The organism is Jiangella gansuensis DSM 44835 (assembly GCF_000515395.1).
In the GTDB taxonomy this organism is placed as follows: domain Bacteria; phylum Actinomycetota; class Actinomycetes; order Jiangellales; family Jiangellaceae; genus Jiangella; species Jiangella gansuensis.
In genome coordinates this window covers 2,391,746-2,408,418 of the sequence record NZ_KI911782.1, presented here as the reverse complement: position 1 = coordinate 2,408,418, position 16,673 = coordinate 2,391,746, and the positions used below count along the sequence as shown (strand labels likewise).

General features: G+C 72.4%; 15 protein-coding genes. 1 reads left to right on the top strand and 14 read right to left on the bottom strand.

What is annotated here, in order from left to right:
* Positions 1-8: 8 nt before the first annotated feature.
* The 11 genes from der to ald all read right to left on the bottom strand — a co-directional run bounded on the left by der (position 9) and on the right by ald (position 9,814).
* The gene (gene der / locus JIAGA_RS29215) at positions 9-1,370 is read right to left on the bottom strand and encodes a ribosome biogenesis GTPase Der (RefSeq protein ID WP_035814008.1); all 1,362 of its coding nucleotides are present in this window, start codon (positions 1,368-1,370) and stop codon (positions 9-11) included.
* 29 nt (positions 1,371-1,399) lie between these two features.
* The gene (locus JIAGA_RS0111575; protein WP_026875782.1) at positions 1,400-2,059 is read right to left on the bottom strand and encodes a lysophospholipid acyltransferase family protein; all 660 of its coding nucleotides are present in this window, start codon (positions 2,057-2,059) and stop codon (positions 1,400-1,402) included.
* Complete coding sequence (gene cmk / locus JIAGA_RS0111570) at positions 2,056-2,772, bottom strand: (d)CMP kinase (protein ID WP_026875781.1); 717 nt, start codon at positions 2,770-2,772, stop codon at positions 2,056-2,058. Before cmk ends, JIAGA_RS0111575 begins: the two co-directional genes overlap by 4 nt.
* Positions 2,773-2,811: 39 nt before the next feature.
* Positions 2,812-3,900 carry a prephenate dehydrogenase gene (locus JIAGA_RS0111565; protein ID WP_211239615.1) on the bottom strand — a complete coding sequence of 363 codons (1,089 nt, stop codon included), beginning with the start codon at positions 3,898-3,900 and terminating at the stop codon, positions 2,812-2,814.
* 1 nt (position 3,901) lies between these two features.
* The gene (gene aroH, locus JIAGA_RS0111560) at positions 3,902-4,270 is read right to left on the bottom strand and encodes a chorismate mutase (RefSeq protein WP_026875779.1); all 369 of its coding nucleotides are present in this window, start codon (positions 4,268-4,270) and stop codon (positions 3,902-3,904) included.
* 184 nt (positions 4,271-4,454) lie between these two features.
* On the bottom strand, positions 4,455-5,198 hold the full coding sequence (locus JIAGA_RS0111555) for a pseudouridine synthase (RefSeq protein ID WP_035812426.1): 744 nt from the start codon (positions 5,196-5,198) through the stop codon (positions 4,455-4,457).
* Positions 5,191-5,790 carry an SMC-Scp complex subunit ScpB gene (scpB, locus tag JIAGA_RS0111550; RefSeq protein ID WP_026875777.1) on the bottom strand — a complete coding sequence of 200 codons (600 nt, stop codon included), beginning with the start codon at positions 5,788-5,790 and terminating at the stop codon, positions 5,191-5,193. The genes JIAGA_RS0111555 and scpB overlap by 8 nt, the downstream gene beginning before the upstream one ends.
* Positions 5,783-6,634: a segregation and condensation protein A gene (locus JIAGA_RS29210; protein ID WP_084469624.1), complete on the bottom strand. Its 852-nt coding sequence runs from the start codon at positions 6,632-6,634 to the stop codon at positions 5,783-5,785. Before JIAGA_RS29210 ends, scpB begins: the two co-directional genes overlap by 8 nt.
* On the bottom strand, positions 6,631-7,503 hold the full coding sequence (locus JIAGA_RS29205) for a ParA family protein (protein ID WP_425402784.1): 873 nt from the start codon (positions 7,501-7,503) through the stop codon (positions 6,631-6,633). Before JIAGA_RS29205 ends, JIAGA_RS29210 begins: the two co-directional genes overlap by 4 nt.
* 122 nt (positions 7,504-7,625) lie before the next feature.
* Positions 7,626-8,651, bottom strand: coding sequence for a site-specific tyrosine recombinase XerD (locus tag JIAGA_RS0111535; RefSeq protein ID WP_026875776.1), 1,026 nt, complete (start codon positions 8,649-8,651; stop codon positions 7,626-7,628).
* Positions 8,652-8,698: 47 nt separating this feature from the next.
* A complete protein-coding gene (ald, locus tag JIAGA_RS0111530; RefSeq protein ID WP_026875775.1) occupies positions 8,699-9,814 on the bottom strand; it encodes an alanine dehydrogenase in 1,116 nt (371 codons plus the stop codon).
* 424 nt (positions 9,815-10,238) lie between these two features.
* Between ald and JIAGA_RS33785 the strand changes: the two genes are divergently transcribed.
* Positions 10,239-14,714, top strand: coding sequence for an alpha-L-fucosidase (locus JIAGA_RS33785; RefSeq protein ID WP_084469623.1), 4,476 nt, complete (start codon positions 10,239-10,241; stop codon positions 14,712-14,714).
* Positions 14,715-14,767: 53 nt separating this feature from the next.
* Here JIAGA_RS33785 and JIAGA_RS0111515 read toward each other — a convergent pair whose 3' ends face one another.
* From JIAGA_RS0111515 to JIAGA_RS29190, 3 genes are read right to left on the bottom strand one after another with little or no spacing between them, the layout of a single operon-like run.
* Complete coding sequence (locus tag JIAGA_RS0111515) at positions 14,768-15,406, bottom strand: NUDIX domain-containing protein (protein WP_026875774.1); 639 nt, start codon at positions 15,404-15,406, stop codon at positions 14,768-14,770.
* Between the two features lie 20 nt (positions 15,407-15,426).
* On the bottom strand, positions 15,427-16,119 hold the full coding sequence (locus tag JIAGA_RS0111510) for a haloacid dehalogenase type II (RefSeq protein WP_026875773.1): 693 nt from the start codon (positions 16,117-16,119) through the stop codon (positions 15,427-15,429).
* Positions 16,116-16,673 (bottom strand): GNAT family N-acetyltransferase, encoded by a 558-nt coding sequence (locus JIAGA_RS29190; RefSeq protein WP_084469622.1) that lies wholly within the window; start codon positions 16,671-16,673, stop codon positions 16,116-16,118. Before JIAGA_RS29190 ends, JIAGA_RS0111510 begins: the two co-directional genes overlap by 4 nt.

The following is a 16,673-nucleotide window of genomic DNA, read 5'->3' as shown; positions in this document are numbered from 1 at the left end:
CGGGCGTGTTACGAGCGCGAGCGCTTCTCCCGCACCTTCATCGAGATCTCCATCGGCGTGCCCTCGAAGCCGAACTCCTCGCGCAGCCGCCGCTCGACGAACCGCCGGTACGAGGCCTCGAGGAAGCCGGTGGTGAACAGCACGAACCGCGGCGGGCGGGTGTCGGCCTGGGTGGCGAACATGATGCGCGGCTGCTTACCGCCGCGCACAGGGTGCGGGTGCGCGGCCACCAGCTGGCCGAGGAACGAGTTCAGCCGGCCGGTGGGGATGCGCTGCCCCCAGCCTTCGAGCGAGGTGTCCAGCGCCCTGACCAGCCGGTCAGTGTGCCAGCCGGTGCGCGCGGAGACGTTGATGCGTGGCGCCCACGTGACCCGGATCAGCTGCCGGTCGATCTCGCGCTCCAGCTGCTCGCGGCGTTCGTCGTCGAGCAGATCCCACTTGTTGAACGCGAGCACCAGGGCCCGGCCGGCGTCGACCACCATCGAGATGATCCGCAGATCCTGCTCGGCCAGCGGCTCGTTGGCGTCGATCAGCACGACGGCCACCTCGGCCCGCTCCAGCGCGGACGCAGTACGCAGCGACGCGAAGTACTCCGCGCCGGACGCCTCGTTGACCCGGCGCCGGATGCCCGCGGTGTCGATGAACCGCCACGAGCGGCCGCCCAGTTCGATGAACTCGTCGATCGGGTCGACGGTGGTACCGGCGACGGAGTCGACGACGACGCGGTCCTCGCCCGCCAGCTGGTTCAGCAGGCTGGACTTGCCGACGTTGGGTTTGCCGACGAGCGCGACGCGGCGCGGGCCGCCCTCGGCGTCGTCGAACGACTCCGGCGGCGCGGTGGGCAGCGCGGCCACGACGGCATCGAGCAGGTCGCCGCTCCCCCGCCCGTGCAACGCCGACACCGGGAACGGCTCGCCGAGCGCGAGGTTCCACAGCACCGTGGCGTCGGATTCGCCGCTGGGCCCGTCGACCTTGTTCGCCACCAGGATGATCGGCTTGCCGGAGCGGCGCAGCAGCTTGGCGACGGCCTCGTCGGTGTCGGTGGCGCCCACCGTGGAGTCGACGACGAACATGACGACGTCGGCGGCGGCCATCCCGATCTCGGCCTGGGCGGTGATACGCGCGGCCATGCCCTTCGCCTCGGGGTCCCAGCCACCGGTGTCGAGCAGCGTGAACGACCGGCCGGCCCACGAGGCGTCGTAGGCGACCCGGTCGCGGGTGACGCCCGGCACATCCTCGACGACCGCCTCGCGGCGGCCGAGGATGCGGTTGACGAGCGTCGACTTGCCGACGTTCGGCCGGCCGACCACGGCCACCACCGGCGTGTACTCGGCGACACCGTCGATGTCGACGTCGGCGTCGGCCGGCACCTGGGCGGCGTCGGCCGCCGACTGCTCACTCACTGTTTCTCCTCGGATCGGGACGCCACGGCCTCACGGTGCGCCACCAGCGCCTCGCGCAGCTGCTCGGTCGCCGCGTCGAGGGCCGAGCGCGTGCGTCCGCCTCCGGTCGGGAGCGTGACCGGGCGGCCGAAGACTACCTCGACCCGGGACCGCAGTCCGGGCATCGATCCCAGGGTACGTCCCCGGCTGCCGGTTCCGGAGAACACGACCGGCACGACCGGTGCGCCGGACCGCAGCGCGAACCACGCCAGCCCGGTGCGCAGCTCCGCGAAATCGCCGGCGCCGCGGGTGCCCTCGGGGAAAACCACCAGCACGCGGCCGGCCTGCAGCACCCCGAGGCCGGCCTTGACCAAGCCGCGGCTGGGGTCGTCGCGGTCGAGCGGGATCTGCCCGACGCCGTGCAGCACCCACCCGAGTGGGCCGCGGAACAGCTCCTTCTTCGCCAAGGTGTGCACGGGCCGCGGGCAGGTGCCCATCAGTAACGGCGCGTCAAGGAAGCCGGTGTGGTTGGGTGCCAGGATGACCGGGCCCCGAAGCGGCACGTTCTGCCCGCCGGTCACCCGCACCCGGTACAGCAGGCGGGCCAGCACGCTGGCCATGTAGCGGCCCGCCGCCGCGCCGGCGTGGGTTGGCAGGTCGGCTGGGCCATCGCTCATGCCCGCACCCCGGTGCGCTTCTCGACCAGTGCCAGCACCGCGTCCACGGTCTCGTCCAGCGAGAGCAGTGACGAGTCGACGACGTCAACGCCGTCGGCGGCCTCGTGGAAGCTGGCGACGGTGGAGTCGTCGGCGTCGCGGCGCACCACCTGGTCGCGGGTGGCATCGACGGCGACGGAGTCGTCTGTGCCGTGCACCTCGCGGGCGCGGCGGGCCAGCCGGACCGCCTCGTCCGCGATCAGCAGCACCCGCACCGGGGCGTCCGGGGCGACGACGGTGGTGATGTCGCGGCCCTCGATGACGACGCCGCCGGCGCGCGCGACCGCCTGCTGCCGGGCCACGAGCTCGGCCCGGACTCCGAGGTTGGTGGCGACGGCGCTGACGACGGCGGAGATGTCACTGGTGCGGATGGCCGCACCGATATCGGTGCCGCCGACGACGACCGTCGGCTCGGCCGGGTCCTCCCCCATGGTCAGCGGGATGTCCTGGGCCAGCTGCGCCACCCGCTCGGTGTCGGCGAGGTCGACGCCCTGCTCCAGCGCCCACCAGGTGACCGCCCGGTACATCGCGCCGGTGTCGAGATAGCGCAGGCCCAGCGCGGCGGCCACCCGCCGTGCGACCGTGGACTTCCCCGATCCGGACGGTCCGTCGATGGCGACGACCAGGTTCTCGCGGGCCGGGGTGGAGGCGGTGTCAGCGGAGGGAACAGGCACGACGAGAAGGTTACCGGCGAGCTTCGGCGCCCCGCGCATTCACCCGCGGATCGTCCACCCGCGCTCACGCAGCGACGCGGCCAGCTCGTCGTCGGCGCCGGGCCGCACGTCCAGCTCCACCAGCCCGAGCGGCTGTCCTGGGCTGTGCTCGATGCGCACGTCCTCGACGTTGACACCGGCCGCGCCGGCGTCGGCGAACAGCCGCGCCAGCTGGCCGGGGCGGTCGTCGACGGTGACGACGACGGTGGCGAACTCGGTGTGCGCGGCGCCGTGCTTGCCGGGTAGCCGGGCACGGCCGTCGACGCCGTCGCGCAGCACGTCGCGCAGCACCGGCTGCCGCTCCACCGGCGCCTCCAGCGCGACCATGACACGGTCCAGGTCGGCGCGCAGGCCGCCGAGCACGTCGCGGACGGCGGCGGCGTTAGCGGTCAGGATCTCCGTCCACAATGCGGGGTCGCCGCCGGCGATGCGGGTCACGTCGGTGATGCCGGGACCGGCCAGCCGGACCTCGTGCCCCGGCGCGCCGGCGAGCCGGGCCGCCATCAGTGCGGCCACCACGTGCGGCGTGTGCGACACTAGCGCCACACCGGCGTCGTGCTCGGCCGCCGTCATCGTGATCGGGGTGGCACCGACCAGCCGGGCCAGCGCGAGCACCCGGGTGACCGCCTGCTGGTGGGTGCCGTCGTCGGCGCAGATGACCCAGGGCCGGCCCTCGAACAGGTCGGCCAGCGCCGCGCTCGGGCCGGAGATCTCGCGCCCGGCCATCGGATGGCTGCCCACGTACCGGCCCGGATCCGGGACGCGTTCGCGCACCTGCGTGGTCGGCAGGACCTTCACGCTGGCGACGTCGGTCGCGTAGGCGGCGGCCCCGGACGCCAGCACATCGGCGACGACGGCGGCGACGGCCTCCGGGGGGACGGCGACGACGGCGAGCGCGGCCGGCGGGTCGCCGGCCTCAGCGGGCCGGCCGGCACCCAGCCGCACCGCCTCGGCCAGCACCTCGGGCCGCGCGTCTCGTAGCCGGACGTCGACACCGCTCCGGGCGAGCGCGAGCCCGACGGAGGTGCCGACCAGCCCGGTGCCCACCACGAGCACTCCGCCGTCGTCCAGCGGCTCCCGGACGGTCACCTCAGCGGTCCCCCGCGAGGTCGTCGCGCAGCACCGTCGTGCCGTGCAGGTAGACGTGCCGGATGCCCGAGCGCGGGCGGTCACTCTCGACGTGCGCCATCAGCCGCACCACGCGCGGCAGCGCACCTTTCACCCCGATCTCCTGCGCGCACATCATCGGCACGTCGGTGATCCCGAGGTTGCGCACGGCCGCGGCCGGGAAGGCCGAGCTCAGGTCCGGGGTGGCGGTCAGGAAGATGCTGATGACGTCGTCCGGCGTCAGGTCGTTGCGGTCCAGGACCTCGGTCATCAGCTCGGCGGTCCGCTCCAGCAGATGCCCGGCCTCGTCGGCATCGAGCTGGGTGGCGCCGCGTATCGCACGCACAGTCACGGTGAGCACCGTACCCGCTCATCCCGGGCCGCCCGGACCACCCGCCCCCGCCCGTCCACGATCCCCCCAAATGATCACGTCCGGCATGGGTGTACTCGCTTCACCAGGAATGCTTGCCTGCCGAAGCGGGAAGACGCCTGGTGACCCAGCCGTCGACGCCGAGCAGCCTGCTCGCGCAGCAGCTCTAGAGGCCGACGTCGCGGTAGAGGGCGGCGACTTCCTCGGGGGTCAGTTTCCTGGTGTTGCCGGGCCGCAGCTCGCCCATGGCGACCGGGCCGAGGTGGGTGCGGACCAGCCGCTTCACCGGGTGCCCGACGGCGTCGAGCAGCCGGCGCACGACGTGCTTGCGGCCCTCGTGCAGGATGACCTCGACCATGACCCGGGTGCCGGAGCGGCCGACGACGCGGAACCCGTCGACGCGGACCGGGCCGTCGTCGAGGTCGATACCGGCGCGCAGCTGCCTGCCGAGGGACGGCGCGATCGGCCCGGGCACCTCGGCCACGTACGTCTTCAGCACCTCGTACGACGGGTGGGCCAGCCGGTGGGCCAGCTCGCCGTCGTTGGTGAGCAGGATCAGGCCCTCGGTGTCGGCGTCGAGCCGGCCGACGTGGAAGAGCCGCTCCTTGCGGCCGAGCACGTAGCCGGTCAGGTCGGGCCGGCCCTCGGGGTCGTTCATGGTGCTGACCACGCCGGTGGGCTTGTTCAGCGCGAGGTACACGAGCCCGGCCTCGGCGGTGGTGATGCGGGAGCCGTCGACCTTGATGACCGCGCGGGCGGGGTCGACGCGGGTGCCGAGGGTGCGCACCACCTTGCCGTCGACCTCGACCCGGCCGGCGGCGATCAGGGCCTCGCTGGCGCGGCGGCTGCCCACGCCGGCCGCGGCCAGGACCTTCTGCAGCCGGATTCCCTGGGGTTCGTCGTCAGGCATGTTCGGTGTCACGGTCCTCGATCGCGTCGGGGTCGGGCAGGTACGGCGCCAGCGGCGGCAGCTCGTCGAGCGAGGCCATGCCGAGGCGTTCCAGGAAGTAGGGCGTGGTGCGGTACAGCGTCGCGCCGGTTTCCGGATCGACACCGGCGTCGACGACCAATCCCCGGGCGGTGAGGGTGCGCATGACGCCGTCGCAGTTCACGGCGCGGATGGCGGACACCCGCGCCCGGCTGACCGGCTGCCGGTAGGCGACGACGGCGAGCGTCTCGAGCGCGGCCTGGCTGAGCTTGGCGTGCTGGCCGTCCAGCACGAACCGTTCGACGACGGGCGCGCATGCGGCATGCGTGTAGAACCGCCAGCCGCCGCCGACCTCACGCAGCTCGAAGCCGCGACCTGGCGCGCCGTATTCCTCGGCCAGCTCGCGCAGGACGGCCGCGACGTCGTCGCGCGGCTCCTCCAGCACCTGGGCGAGGGTGACGACGTCGATGGGCTCGTCCACCACGAGCAGAATCGCCTCGACCGACGCCCGCAGCGTCGGCTCGTCGCCGTGCGCGGAAGCGGACTCCGCCCCGGCACCGGTGTGGTCAGTCATGGACCGCATCCTCCGCGACGGGCGCTTCGTCGCCCTCATCGAACTCCGCGCCGACCGTGACCTCGTCATCGTCGTCGCCGGTCCAGCGCACCGTCAGCTCGCCCAGCGCGGTCACCTGCTCGAACGCGACCGCCTTCTCGCGGTACAGCTCCAGCAGCGACAGGAAGCGGGCCACCACGTGCAAGGTGGTCGGGCAGTCCGACGCCAGCGCACGGAAGGTGAGCACGCGGGAGCGGCGCAGCCGATCGACGACGACCACCGCTTCCTCGCGCACGCTGACGCTGGGCTGGTGCAGGTGGGTCAGGCCGACCGTGGGCGGCACCTTCGGGGTGAGCACCTTCGCGGCCAGCTGGGCCAGCTCCTGCGGGGTGATGCCGATGACGACCTCGGGCAGCAGGTCGGAATAGCGCTCTTCCAGCCCGACCGCGCGCGGATACCGCAGCGACTCGTCGGCCAGCCGGGCCGCGAGGACACCCGCGACCTCCTTGTACGCCTTGTACTGCAGCAGCCGCGCGAACAGCAGATCGCGCGCTTCGAGCAGGGCGAGGTCGTCCTCGTCCTCGACCTCGCCGCTGGGCAGCAGCCGGGCGGCCTTGAGGTCGAGCAGGGTGGCGGCGACGACGAGGAACTCGCTGGTCTCGTCGAGGTCCCAGTCGGCGTCCTTGATGTACGCGATGAACTCGTCGGTGACCTGGGACAACGCCACCTCGGTGACGTCGAGCTTGTGCTTGGCGATGAGCGTCAGCAGGAGGTCGAAGGGCCCCTCGAAGTTGGCGAGGTGGACCTCGAAGCCGGAGCCCTCGTCCTGCTCCGGCTCGACGACCAACGTGGCGGTGTCGCTCACGACTGCGCCGTATCCCAGCGCGCCAGGACCTCACGGGCGAGCTGGCGGTAGGCCGAGGCCCCCCGCGACGACGGCGCGAAGCTGGTGATGGGCAGTCCGGCGACGGTGGTCTCGGGGAACCGGACGGTACGGCCGATGACCGTGTGGAAGACCTTGTCGCCGAACGCCTCGATGAGCCGCGACAGCACCTCGCGGCCGTGCACCGTCCGGGAGTCGTACATGGTGGCCAGCAGGCCCTCGATCTCCAACCGCGGGTTGAGCCGGTCGCGGACCTTCTGGATGGTCTCCTGCAGCAGCGCCACCCCGCGCAGCGCGAAGTACTCGCACTCCAGCGGGACGATGACGCCGTCGGCGGCGGTCAGCGCGTTGACCGTCAGCAGGCCCAGCGACGGCTGGCAGTCGACCAGCATGATGTCGTAGTCCGACACCAGCGGCGCCAGGATGCGACCCAGCGCCTGCTCCCGGCCCACCTCGGTGACCAGCTGGATCTCGGCCGCGGACAGGTCGATGTTGGCCGGCAGCAGGTCCATGCCCTCGATGGGCGTCTTCTGCAGGATGTCGGCGGCCCGCAGCGACGGGTCCATCAGCACGTTGTAGATGGACAGGTCGAGGTCGTGCGCGTCCAGTCCGAGCCCAACCGACAGCGCACCCTGGGGGTCGAAGTCGACCAGCAGCACCCGGCGGCCGTAGTCGGCCAGCGCGGCGCCCAGGTTGATGGTGGTGGTCGTCTTCCCGACGCCGCCCTTCTGGTTGCACATGGCCACGATGCGGGCCGGACCGTGCCGGTCCAGCTGCGGCGGCTTCGGGAAGTCGACCGGCACACGGCGCGTGGGTCCGAGATCGAGCTCGGGCTCGGTGTCGAACGGCAGCACGCCCGCGGCGTCCGGGTTCGAGGGTGCCACGTTGCTCAGAGCTCCTCGATGGTTGTGTGGCCTTTACGCTTCGTCCGGCTGGTCGTGTCCGGTTGGTCCTGGCACGCGAGCCTACCGCGCTACCGCGCCGCAGAGCTGCGGGCACGCGGGTGCGCGGCCACATAGACCTCGCGCAACTGGTCGACCGTCACCAGCGTGTACACCTGCGTGGTGGTGACCGAGGCATGTCCGAGGAGTTCCTGGACCACCCGGACGTCGGCGCCGCCCTCGAGCAGGTGGGTGGCGAACGAATGCCGCAGCGTGTGCGGGGTGACGGTGGTGGAGAGGCCCGCCCGGCCAGCGGCGGTGCGCAGGACCGCCCACGCGCTCTGCCGCGAGAGCCGCCCGCCGCGGGCGTTGAGGAACAGCGCCGGGTTACCCGCGCCGGCCGTTCCCCGTCCTCGACCGGAAGGCGCGTCTCGGCCAGCCGCACTCCGTCCTCGACTGGAAGGCGCGTCCCGGCCGGTCGCGACCAGCGCCGGACGCGCCCGCACCAGGTACGCGTCGACGGCTTCCCAGGCGTAACTGCCGAGCGGGACGACGCGGTCCTTGCCGCCCTTGCCGCGCAGCAGCACGGTGCCGGAGCCGGCGTCGAGGTCGTCGACGTCCAGGCCGACCGCCTCGGAGATGCGGGCCCCGCACCCGTACAGCACCTCCAGCAACGCCCGGTCGCGCAGGGTCCGCGGCCCCTCGCCCACGGACGCCGCGTCCAGCAGCCGCTCCACCTGCGCCAGCGGGATGGCCTTGGGCAGCCGGCGCGGCGGGGTGGGCGGCCGGACTGCGCTGGCGGGGTCGGCGTCGGACATGCCCTCGCGGTGCAGGAACCTGTGCAGCCCACGGACGGCCACGACGGTGCGAGCCGCGGAGCTGGCGCCCAGCGCCGCGCGACCCTCCTGCCCTTCCCGCAGGCTGCGCAGGAACGCCGTCACGTCCGCCTCCTCGACCTTGTCCGGTGCGTCGCGGCCGCGTTCGCGCAGGAACTCGGCGTAGCGGCGCAGGTCGCGACGGTAGGAGGCGAGAGTGTTGGCCGCCAGGCCGCGTTCGACGGCGAGGTGGTCGAGATAGCCGCGGACGGCGCGATCGAGCGCTGTCTCGGTGATGTCCATTCGGTGGCGGCTCCTCGGGCGGCGTGCGGGCGGCGCGGTGCGGCGGCTCAGTTCAGCACGCTCGCCAACGGGGTGACGGGCAGGCCGTGCGCGGCGGCGACCGGCTGGTAGACGATGCCGCCGTCGTGCACGTTGACGCCCTTGGCCAGCGCCGCGTCGGCCTTGGCTGCGTTGCGCCAGCCCCGGTTGGCCAGCTCGAGCGCGTACGGCAGCGTGACGTTGGTCAGCGCGTACGTCGACGTGTGCGGCACCGCTCCGGGCATGTTGGCCACGCAGTAGAAGATGGACTCGTGGACCCGGTACGTCGGGTCGTCGTGGGTGGTGGGCCGTGAGCTCTCGAAGCAGCCGCCCTGGTCGATCGCGATGTCCACGAGCACGCTGCCCGGCCGCATCCGCGCCACCAGGTCGTCGGAGACCAGTTTCGGCGCCTTGGCTCCGGGCACCAGCACGGCCCCGATGACGAGGTCGGCGTCGACGACGGCGTTCTCGATCTCGAACAGGTTGGACGCGATGGTCTGCGCGGTCCCGCCGTAGAGCTCCTCGACGTCGCGCAACCTGGCGACGTTCTTGTCCAGCACCCACACGTCGGCCTGCATCCCCATGGCGATGACCGCGGCGTTCATGCCGGCCACGCCGGCGCCGATGACGACGACTCGGGCCGCTTTCACGCCCGGCACGCCGCCGAGCAGGATGCCCCGGCCGCCTTGGGCGCGTTCCAGGACGTGCGCTCCGACCTGGGTGGCCATCCGGCCGGCGACCTCGCTCATCGGGGCGAGCAGCGGCAGGTGGCCGTCGGCGGTCTCGACGGTCTCGTACGCGATGGCGGTGGTCCCCGACTCGACGAGGGCATCGGTGCATTCCCGCGAGGCGGCCAGGTGCAGGTACGTGAAGAGCATCTGGCCCTTGCGCAGCCGCGGGTACTCCTCGGCCACCGGCTCCTTCACCTTGCAGACCAGCTCGGCGGCCTCCCAGACGGCGTCGGCGTCGGGCACGATGCGCGCGCCGGCGGCCTGGTACTCCTCGTCCCGCACCGACGAACCGAGCCCCGCGCCGGCCTGCACCAGCACCTCGTGCCCGTTGCGCACGAACTCGTGCACCCCCGCCGGGGTGATGGCCACGCGGTACTCGTTGTTCTTGACCTCGGTCGGTATGCCCACCAGCACGCGATGTCCCACCCTTCGCAACTCCCGACGGCGCTGTCGGTCGCTCCGCCCCCGCTGGGCGGCGGCGCCGAGTCTAACTGCGCCATGTCACGACGTCTCGGTCCTGTCATGACAAGTGTGATGCGGTTCACCGCCCGCGTGCCACGCATCGCCCGACACGGCCAGAGGATGCGTTGCGGATCGCGACCCCTCGCCGCACATCACCGATTGATACATCCGATCTATCGGCAGGTTTCGCTGACGTGTCAGTTCCTCTGACCTCACCCTAGACAGTCGGGTATTGCACGATTTAGCCTCGGATCACACCGTTTCGCGCATCACGAGACCCAGGGCGCCACCCGAACGGCCTGCGCTGAGACCCCGACGTCGGGCTGTCCGGAGCGCATTCCCCCGTCCGCTCACGTGCAGCCCGAGGAGACGCGAGATGCCGCAGAAAGCTCCGACCACTGGCCCCGCCGCCCGACACCGTCGGACCGGACGGCACGGTCCCCGCCGCCGGCTGAGGCTGCTGGCCGCCGCCGCGACCACCCTGGTCTCCCTCCTGGCGGCCGCGGCCGCCGTGGCGCCGCCCACGTCCGCGAGCGGCGCCACCTCCGCCGAGCTCGACCCCGGCGTAGCGGCGGCTGACCCGCCCACCGGCATCGACGCGGTCATCCCGCGCCCGGTCGGCTGGTCGGGCACCGACGGCTCGGTCCGCCTCCACGACCGGTCGCGGCTGCTCGTCGACCCGGCGTCGCGCGCGGAGACGATGCTGCCGGCCGGTGTGGCGGAGTTCCCCGGTCCGGTCTCGCAGCCGACGCAGGACCTGGCCGCGCTGCTGCAGACGGAGGTGGCCGAGGTCACCGGGCTCACGCTCCCCGTCACCCGGGCGGTCAAGCACCCACGGCCGGGGGACATCCTGGTGCGGCTGGTCGACGACCCCGCTCTCGGCGCCGAAGGCTACCGGTGGGACAGCTCCGCCGGGACGATCGTCATCGAGGCGGCCACCACGAACGGTCTCTACTACGGGTCGCGAACCCTGCTGCAGCTGCTGGAGGCCGACCCAGGACACCGCGACGTCGCGGCCGGCACGGCGACCGACGTCCCCACTCAGGCAGTCCGGATGGTGCAGCTGGACGCCGGCCGCCGGTACTGGTCCATGGACTACCTGGAGGACCTCGTCCGGCGCATGGGCCAGCTGAAGCTCAACACGCTGTTCCTGCACCTGTCCGAGTCCGAAGGGTTCCGGCTGGACAGCCCGCGCTTCCCCGGGCTCGCCGACCCGGACAGTTCCTACGACCGCGGCGACATCGAGCGCCTCAAGGCGCTGGGCGCGCAGCACCACGTCCAGATCATGGGTGGCATCGACGTGCCGGGACATGCGACGCACCTCAGCGAGACATTCGGCATCGGCATGGGCTCCGGTGAGAACGCGTGCACCGGCGCGCACACCCACTCGCACCTGACCGCGAACTGGATCATCGACATGACCAGCGACGCGGCGGTGGAGAAGACGAAGGAGATCGTGACGGAGTTCGCCGGCTGGTTCGACGCGCCGCTGTTCTCGATCGGCGCGGACGAGCTGCCCGGGCAGCTCGCGTCATGCCCGAAGGTCCAGCAGGCCATCGCCGCGGACCCGGAACTGGACACGCTGGGCGACATGCTCAGCCGCTACATCAACGGCCTGGACGAGGCCGTCACCGCGACCGGTGCCCGCACCGCGATCTTCAGCGGCATCGAGAACATGGACTCGCCCCGGCAGGACGTCAACGCCTCCGTCGTGCACCTGACCTGGGAGAACGACAGCGCCGAGCCGGAGATCCCGGGCCACGACGAGATCGCCATCGGGCCCTTCTACCTGACTCCGAACAACTACCACAACCTCTACCCGGACGTGCCCTGGATCTACGAGACCTGGGCGCCGAGCACCGCACCGGACATGCTCGGCTCCGGCATGCCCAGCTGGGCGGACTACAACTTCTGGGCCGACGACCTCTATTTCGAGGACCTCATGGTGCTCGGCCGGGCAGCACTGGCCGACCGCGCCTGGAACGGCTCGGCCGCGCCGGACACCGTCGCCGACTTCACCCGCCGGGTCGAGGCACTGGCCGACCCCGTCGGTACGCGGCCGCGGCCGGAGACCCCACGCGTCGACGACGGGGCGCCCAGCCACCACTGGACCTTCGATGACGCCGAGTACCCGGACGGCTGGACGTGGGCGGGCAGCCCCGGCAACACGATCATGGTCGAGGACGTCGCCGGCGACCTGCCCGGGACCAGCTACATCATCAACAACCCCGCCGTCGTCCCGGACGGCGTCACCGGGGAGGCGTTCCGGTTCGACCACCGCCGCGACGGCGTCGGGTTCGGCGGGGTGGACGTCGCCGAGCCGTGGACGGTGTCGACGTGGGTCAATCTCTCCGCCGACACGCCGGAGCAGGTGTTGCTGGCGTCGAAGGACGGCGCGCTCAAGCTGCGGCAGGCCGGCACCGGCAAGGTCGGCTTCACCGAGTTCGGCGTGGCCGACCACTCCTTCGAGTTCACCCTCCCCTCCGCGCGCTGGGTCCAGCTGACCTGGGTCGCGACGCCCGGCGAGACCACCCTGTACGCCGACGGCCAGCGGGTCGGCACCGTCGCCGCGTCGATCCCGCTGCCGTTGCGCTCGATCGGGACCCCCTCGGCCTCGCTGGTCGGCGATCTGGACGAGCTGGTCACCTGGGACGAGGCGCTGAGCGCCGAGCAGGTGGCCGGCCACTTCGCCGGGTACGAGCGGCCGGCCTGGGACTTCGAGCCCACGGTCGCGTCGCTCAACAGCCACGAGACGCCGCAGTGGTTCCACGACGACAAGTTCGGCATCTTCATCCACTGGGGCGCCTACTCGGTGCCGGCGTGGGGCCCGCGCGGCTCCTACGCCGAGTGGTACTGGAACTACCAGAACAACCCCGGCAGCCCCACCAACACCTACCACCGCGACACCTTCGGCGCGGACGCCGTCTACGACGACTTCATCGGTCAGTGGCAGGCGGAGAACTTCGACCCCGAGTCGTGGGTGCGGCTGTTCGAGGACGCCGGAGCGAACTACTTCGTGCTCACCAGCAAGCACCACGAAGGCGTGGCGCTCTACGATTCGCCGGTCAGCGGACGCGACACGGTGAACCTGGGGCCGGGCCGCGACCTCGCCGGCGAGCTGTTCGCCGCCGCCCGTGAGCACACCGACCTCAGAGCCGGCTTCTACTACTCGCTCTACGAATGGTTCAACCCGTCGTACACCGGCCAGCCGGCCCGCAACCCCTACACCGGGGCGGAGGTGCCCTACACAGGGGCTCCGGCTGTCGCTGACTACGTCGGCGACTACATGCTGCCGCAGATGCGGGAGCTGATCGACCAGTACGACCCGGACATCCTGTGGTGCGACGGGCAGTGGGAGAAGCCGGCCAGCTACTGGCAGGTCGCCCCGGTGCTGGCCGACTTCTACAACGGGGCGAAGAACCGGCCGGAGCCGAAGGACGTCGTCGTCGCCAACCGGTGCAAGATCCAGTCCGGTGCGCTGGACTCGCTGGAGCTGGACTTCCAGACGCCGGAGTACACCGTCAAGCCGGACATCGACCCGAACAAGTGGGAGTCCAGCCGCGGCATCGCGCACTCGTACGGCTACAACCGCAACGAGCCGGTCGAGGACTACCTCACCTCCGACGAGCTGGTCGACTCGCTCGCCGACATCGTGTCCAAGAACGGCAACCTGCTGCTCAACGTCGGGCCGCAGGCCGACGGCACCATCCCCGAACTGCAGGAGCAGCGGCTGCGCGACATCGGCGCGTGGCTGGACGTCAACGGCGAGGCCATCTACGGCACCACGTACTTCAACCGGGCCGAGGAGCCGGCGTCGTCGGTGCCGATCCGCTACACCGTCAAGGACGGCACGCTGTATGCGACGGCGCTCGAGTGGCCCGGCGACACCCTGACGCTCGGCGGCGACCTGCCGTTCGGCGACGACACCCGGGTCACCTTGCTCGGGTCCGACGGCACACCGCTGTCGTGGAGCCGGACCGGCGACGGCACCGTCGAGGTCCGGATGCCGGCCGAGGGTGCCGCGACGACCAGCAGCGAGCACGCGTTCGTCTTCGCGATCTCGACCCCAGGGGTCGACGCCCTCCCCCGCACCACCCTCGCCGCGCCGAGCGAGATCCCCGCCGGCGGGTCCGCGACCGTCAGCGCGACCGTGACGAACCCGTCGTCGCACCCCACCGGGGCCGGCGACCTGGCCATCGCCGCACCGGAGGGGTGGACCGTCGAGCCGAGCACCCACGATCTGCCGAGCCTCCAGCCCGGTGAGTCGTACACCGTGCCGGTCGCCCTCACCGTCCCCGACGGCGCGGCCTCGACCGAGTACGACCTGTCCGCCACCACGACGGCCGACGGGCTCACCACTGCCGCACACGCCACCGTCACCGTCGCGGTGCCCAACCTGTCCCGCGGCAAGCCCGCCGAGCAGGTGTCGCTGGCCTGGAACGGCGTGCCCGAGCGGGCCGTCGACGGCAACCGGGACGGTGTCTACGGCGGCAACTCGGTCACCCACACGGCCGAGCCGTCGAACCAGGCCTGGTGGCAGGTCGACCTGGGGGTCCAGGCGGACATCGAGACCGTGGAGATCTACAACCGGACCGACTGCTGCGCCGCACGGCTCAGCGACTTCTGGGTCATGGTCAGCCCGGAGCCCATCACCACCGACTCCCTGGAGGAGGCCCGCACCGCGCCGGGCGTGACCGCTGTGCACGTCGCCGGTACGGCGGGCCGTCCGTCGGTGATCGAGCTACCGGAGGGGACCCAGGGCCGCCACGTCCGCGTCCAGCTGGAGTCGGCGGCCGACCCGCTGTCGCTGGCCGAGGTCGAGGTGCGCGGTTTCCCGGCCGGTGGCTCCTAGCTGGTGATCGACAGGCGGCTACCACCCTCAGAGGGGAACCGGCTCCCTGTCGATCACCCGGTGGGTGCGCCCTGGGGCCAGGGCGCACCCACCGGCCGCAGAGCGTCCCAGCCGGCGCCGTGGCGGGCCGCCCAGGCGGCCAGCACACCCGCGCACAGCGTCGCGTTCTGCACCCGGCCGGCCAGGACCGCGTCGACCAACTCGGCCAGCGGCACCCAGGAGACGCCCAGGTCGGCTTCCTCGTGCTCGCCGGCGAACCGTTCGTCGTCGGGCAACCCCTCGACGTCGCGGGCCAGGTAGACACGGATCGCCTCGTCGGTCATCCCGGGCGACGTCAGCAGGTCCACCAGCACGTGCCACGTCGCCGCGCGAACGTGCCCCTCCTCGTACAGTTCGCGGGCCGCGCTCTCGTGCGGCGGTTCGCCGTCGACGTCGCGCAGCCCGGCCGGCAGCTCGACCGGGCGCAGCCCGACCGGGTGCCGGTACTGCCGCACGACGAGCACCCGCTCGGCGTCGTCCACGGCGACGACGGCGACCGCGCCCGGGTGCACGACGACGTCGCGGACGAACTCGGTACCGTCGACCGGCGACCGGACGGAGTCGCTGCGCACGGAGATGACCCGGCCGGTGAACGCGTCCTCGGAGGCGGTGACCGGCCAGCCGAGCGGTTCGTCGCGAAGGGGTTCGCTCATCCCGTCCACCCTAGGGCGTCTCACGTCGCGGTGAGCCGGATGGCCAGCTCGTCGAGGCTCGTCGCCGCCAGGTCGAAGGAGTCGGTCGCGCCCGGAGGGTCGCCGACGGGACGTTCGACGTAGGCGGTCCGCATGCCCATCGCCTGCGCGCCGCGAAGGTCCCAGGCGTGGGCGGCGACCATGAGCAGCCGGTCCGGCGAGCTGTCCGCGTTGGCGATCGCGAGGCGGTAGACGTCCGCGTGGGGTTTGTAGCTGCGCGCGTCCTCGGCCGAGAGCACTTGGTGCCAGCGCAGCCCGGCGTGTGCGCTGATGCGGGTGAGCGCGGTCCGGCTGGCGTTCGACAGGCCGACCACCGGGAAGCGCGCGGCGATGCGGTCCAGTGCCCGGACGGAGTCCGGCCACGGGTCCAGCCGCTGCCCGGCGGCCGCGAGGTCGCGCACGACGTCCGGGTGGTCGACACCGGCCTCGGCCGCGACACGTGCCGCCGCCTCGAAACCGAGCACCGTGCTGCTGGCGTACGGGCGACGGCCCGCGAGCACCTGGTGCTGCTGCTCCTCGACCTGCCGGTTCCACAGCGCGACCAGCTCGCCGGCGCGTGTGTCGTCGATGCCGGGGAGAGCGGTCCGGATGCCGCGGCCGATTCCGCCGGGCTCGTCCACCATGGTCCCGAGGATGTCGAAGACCACCACGTCGATGCCGGGCTGCGAGGTCATGGAGACGACTCCTCGGTCGTGGCCGCGGCAGCGGCCAGGGTGTCGACGCGCGCCCACGTGCAGCGCACGACCTGCAGCTCGACGCCGCCGAGGTGCGACACCTCGACGCCGGACTCCGCCGCGCCGAGCGCGCGGTAGAAGCGGCGGGCCGGTTCATTCGCCGCGATGACCTGCAGGTACAGCCGCGCAGCGGGGTCGGCGGCGCGCAGCCGGGCCGCGGTCTCGGCCAGCAGCCGCCGCCCGATGCCGTGGCGGCGCAGCTCCGGCCGGACATGGAGGTTGTCCAGGAAGTTGCCCCACTCCGGATGGTGGTCGAGCACCGTGTGGGCGAAGCCGGCCAGCTCGCCGTCGGTGTCGCGAGCGACCACCGTCAACGTCCCGGCACGGTCGGTGAACCGCGCGGTCCACTCGGCGGCGCGCTCGGCGTCCAGGTCGCCGTCGAGGAACTCGTCGGGCAGGTGACCGCGGTAGGCGGCCCGCCAGCTCCGCGCGTGCAACCGCGCGATGGCGACGGCGTCGTCGTCCCGGGCCGCCTCGTACGTCAGCGTCGGCAT

Excerpts from the sequence above, each read along its gene's own strand:
- JIAGA_RS33785 (WP_084469623.1), top strand. The coding sequence starts at position 10,239 with ATGCCGCAGAAAGCTCCGACCACTGGCCCCGCCGCCCGACACCGTCGG.
- JIAGA_RS0111535 (WP_026875776.1), bottom strand. The coding sequence starts at position 8,651 with ATGGACATCACCGAGACAGCGCTCGATCGCGCCGTCCGCGGCTATCTC.
- scpB (WP_026875777.1), bottom strand. The coding sequence starts at position 5,790 with ATGACTGACCACACCGGTGCCGGGGCGGAGTCCGCTTCCGCGCACGGC.
- JIAGA_RS0111515 (WP_026875774.1), bottom strand. The coding sequence starts at position 15,406 with ATGAGCGAACCCCTTCGCGACGAACCGCTCGGCTGGCCGGTCACCGCC.
- JIAGA_RS29190 (WP_084469622.1), bottom strand. The coding sequence starts at position 16,673 with ATGCCGACGCTGACGTACGAGGCGGCCCGGGACGACGACGCCGTCGCC.
- JIAGA_RS0111510 (WP_026875773.1), bottom strand. The coding sequence starts at position 16,119 with ATGACCTCGCAGCCCGGCATCGACGTGGTGGTCTTCGACATCCTCGGG.
- JIAGA_RS0111555 (WP_035812426.1), bottom strand. The coding sequence starts at position 5,198 with ATGCCTGACGACGAACCCCAGGGAATCCGGCTGCAGAAGGTCCTGGCC.
- JIAGA_RS0111575 (WP_026875782.1), bottom strand. The coding sequence starts at position 2,059 with ATGAGCGATGGCCCAGCCGACCTGCCAACCCACGCCGGCGCGGCGGCG.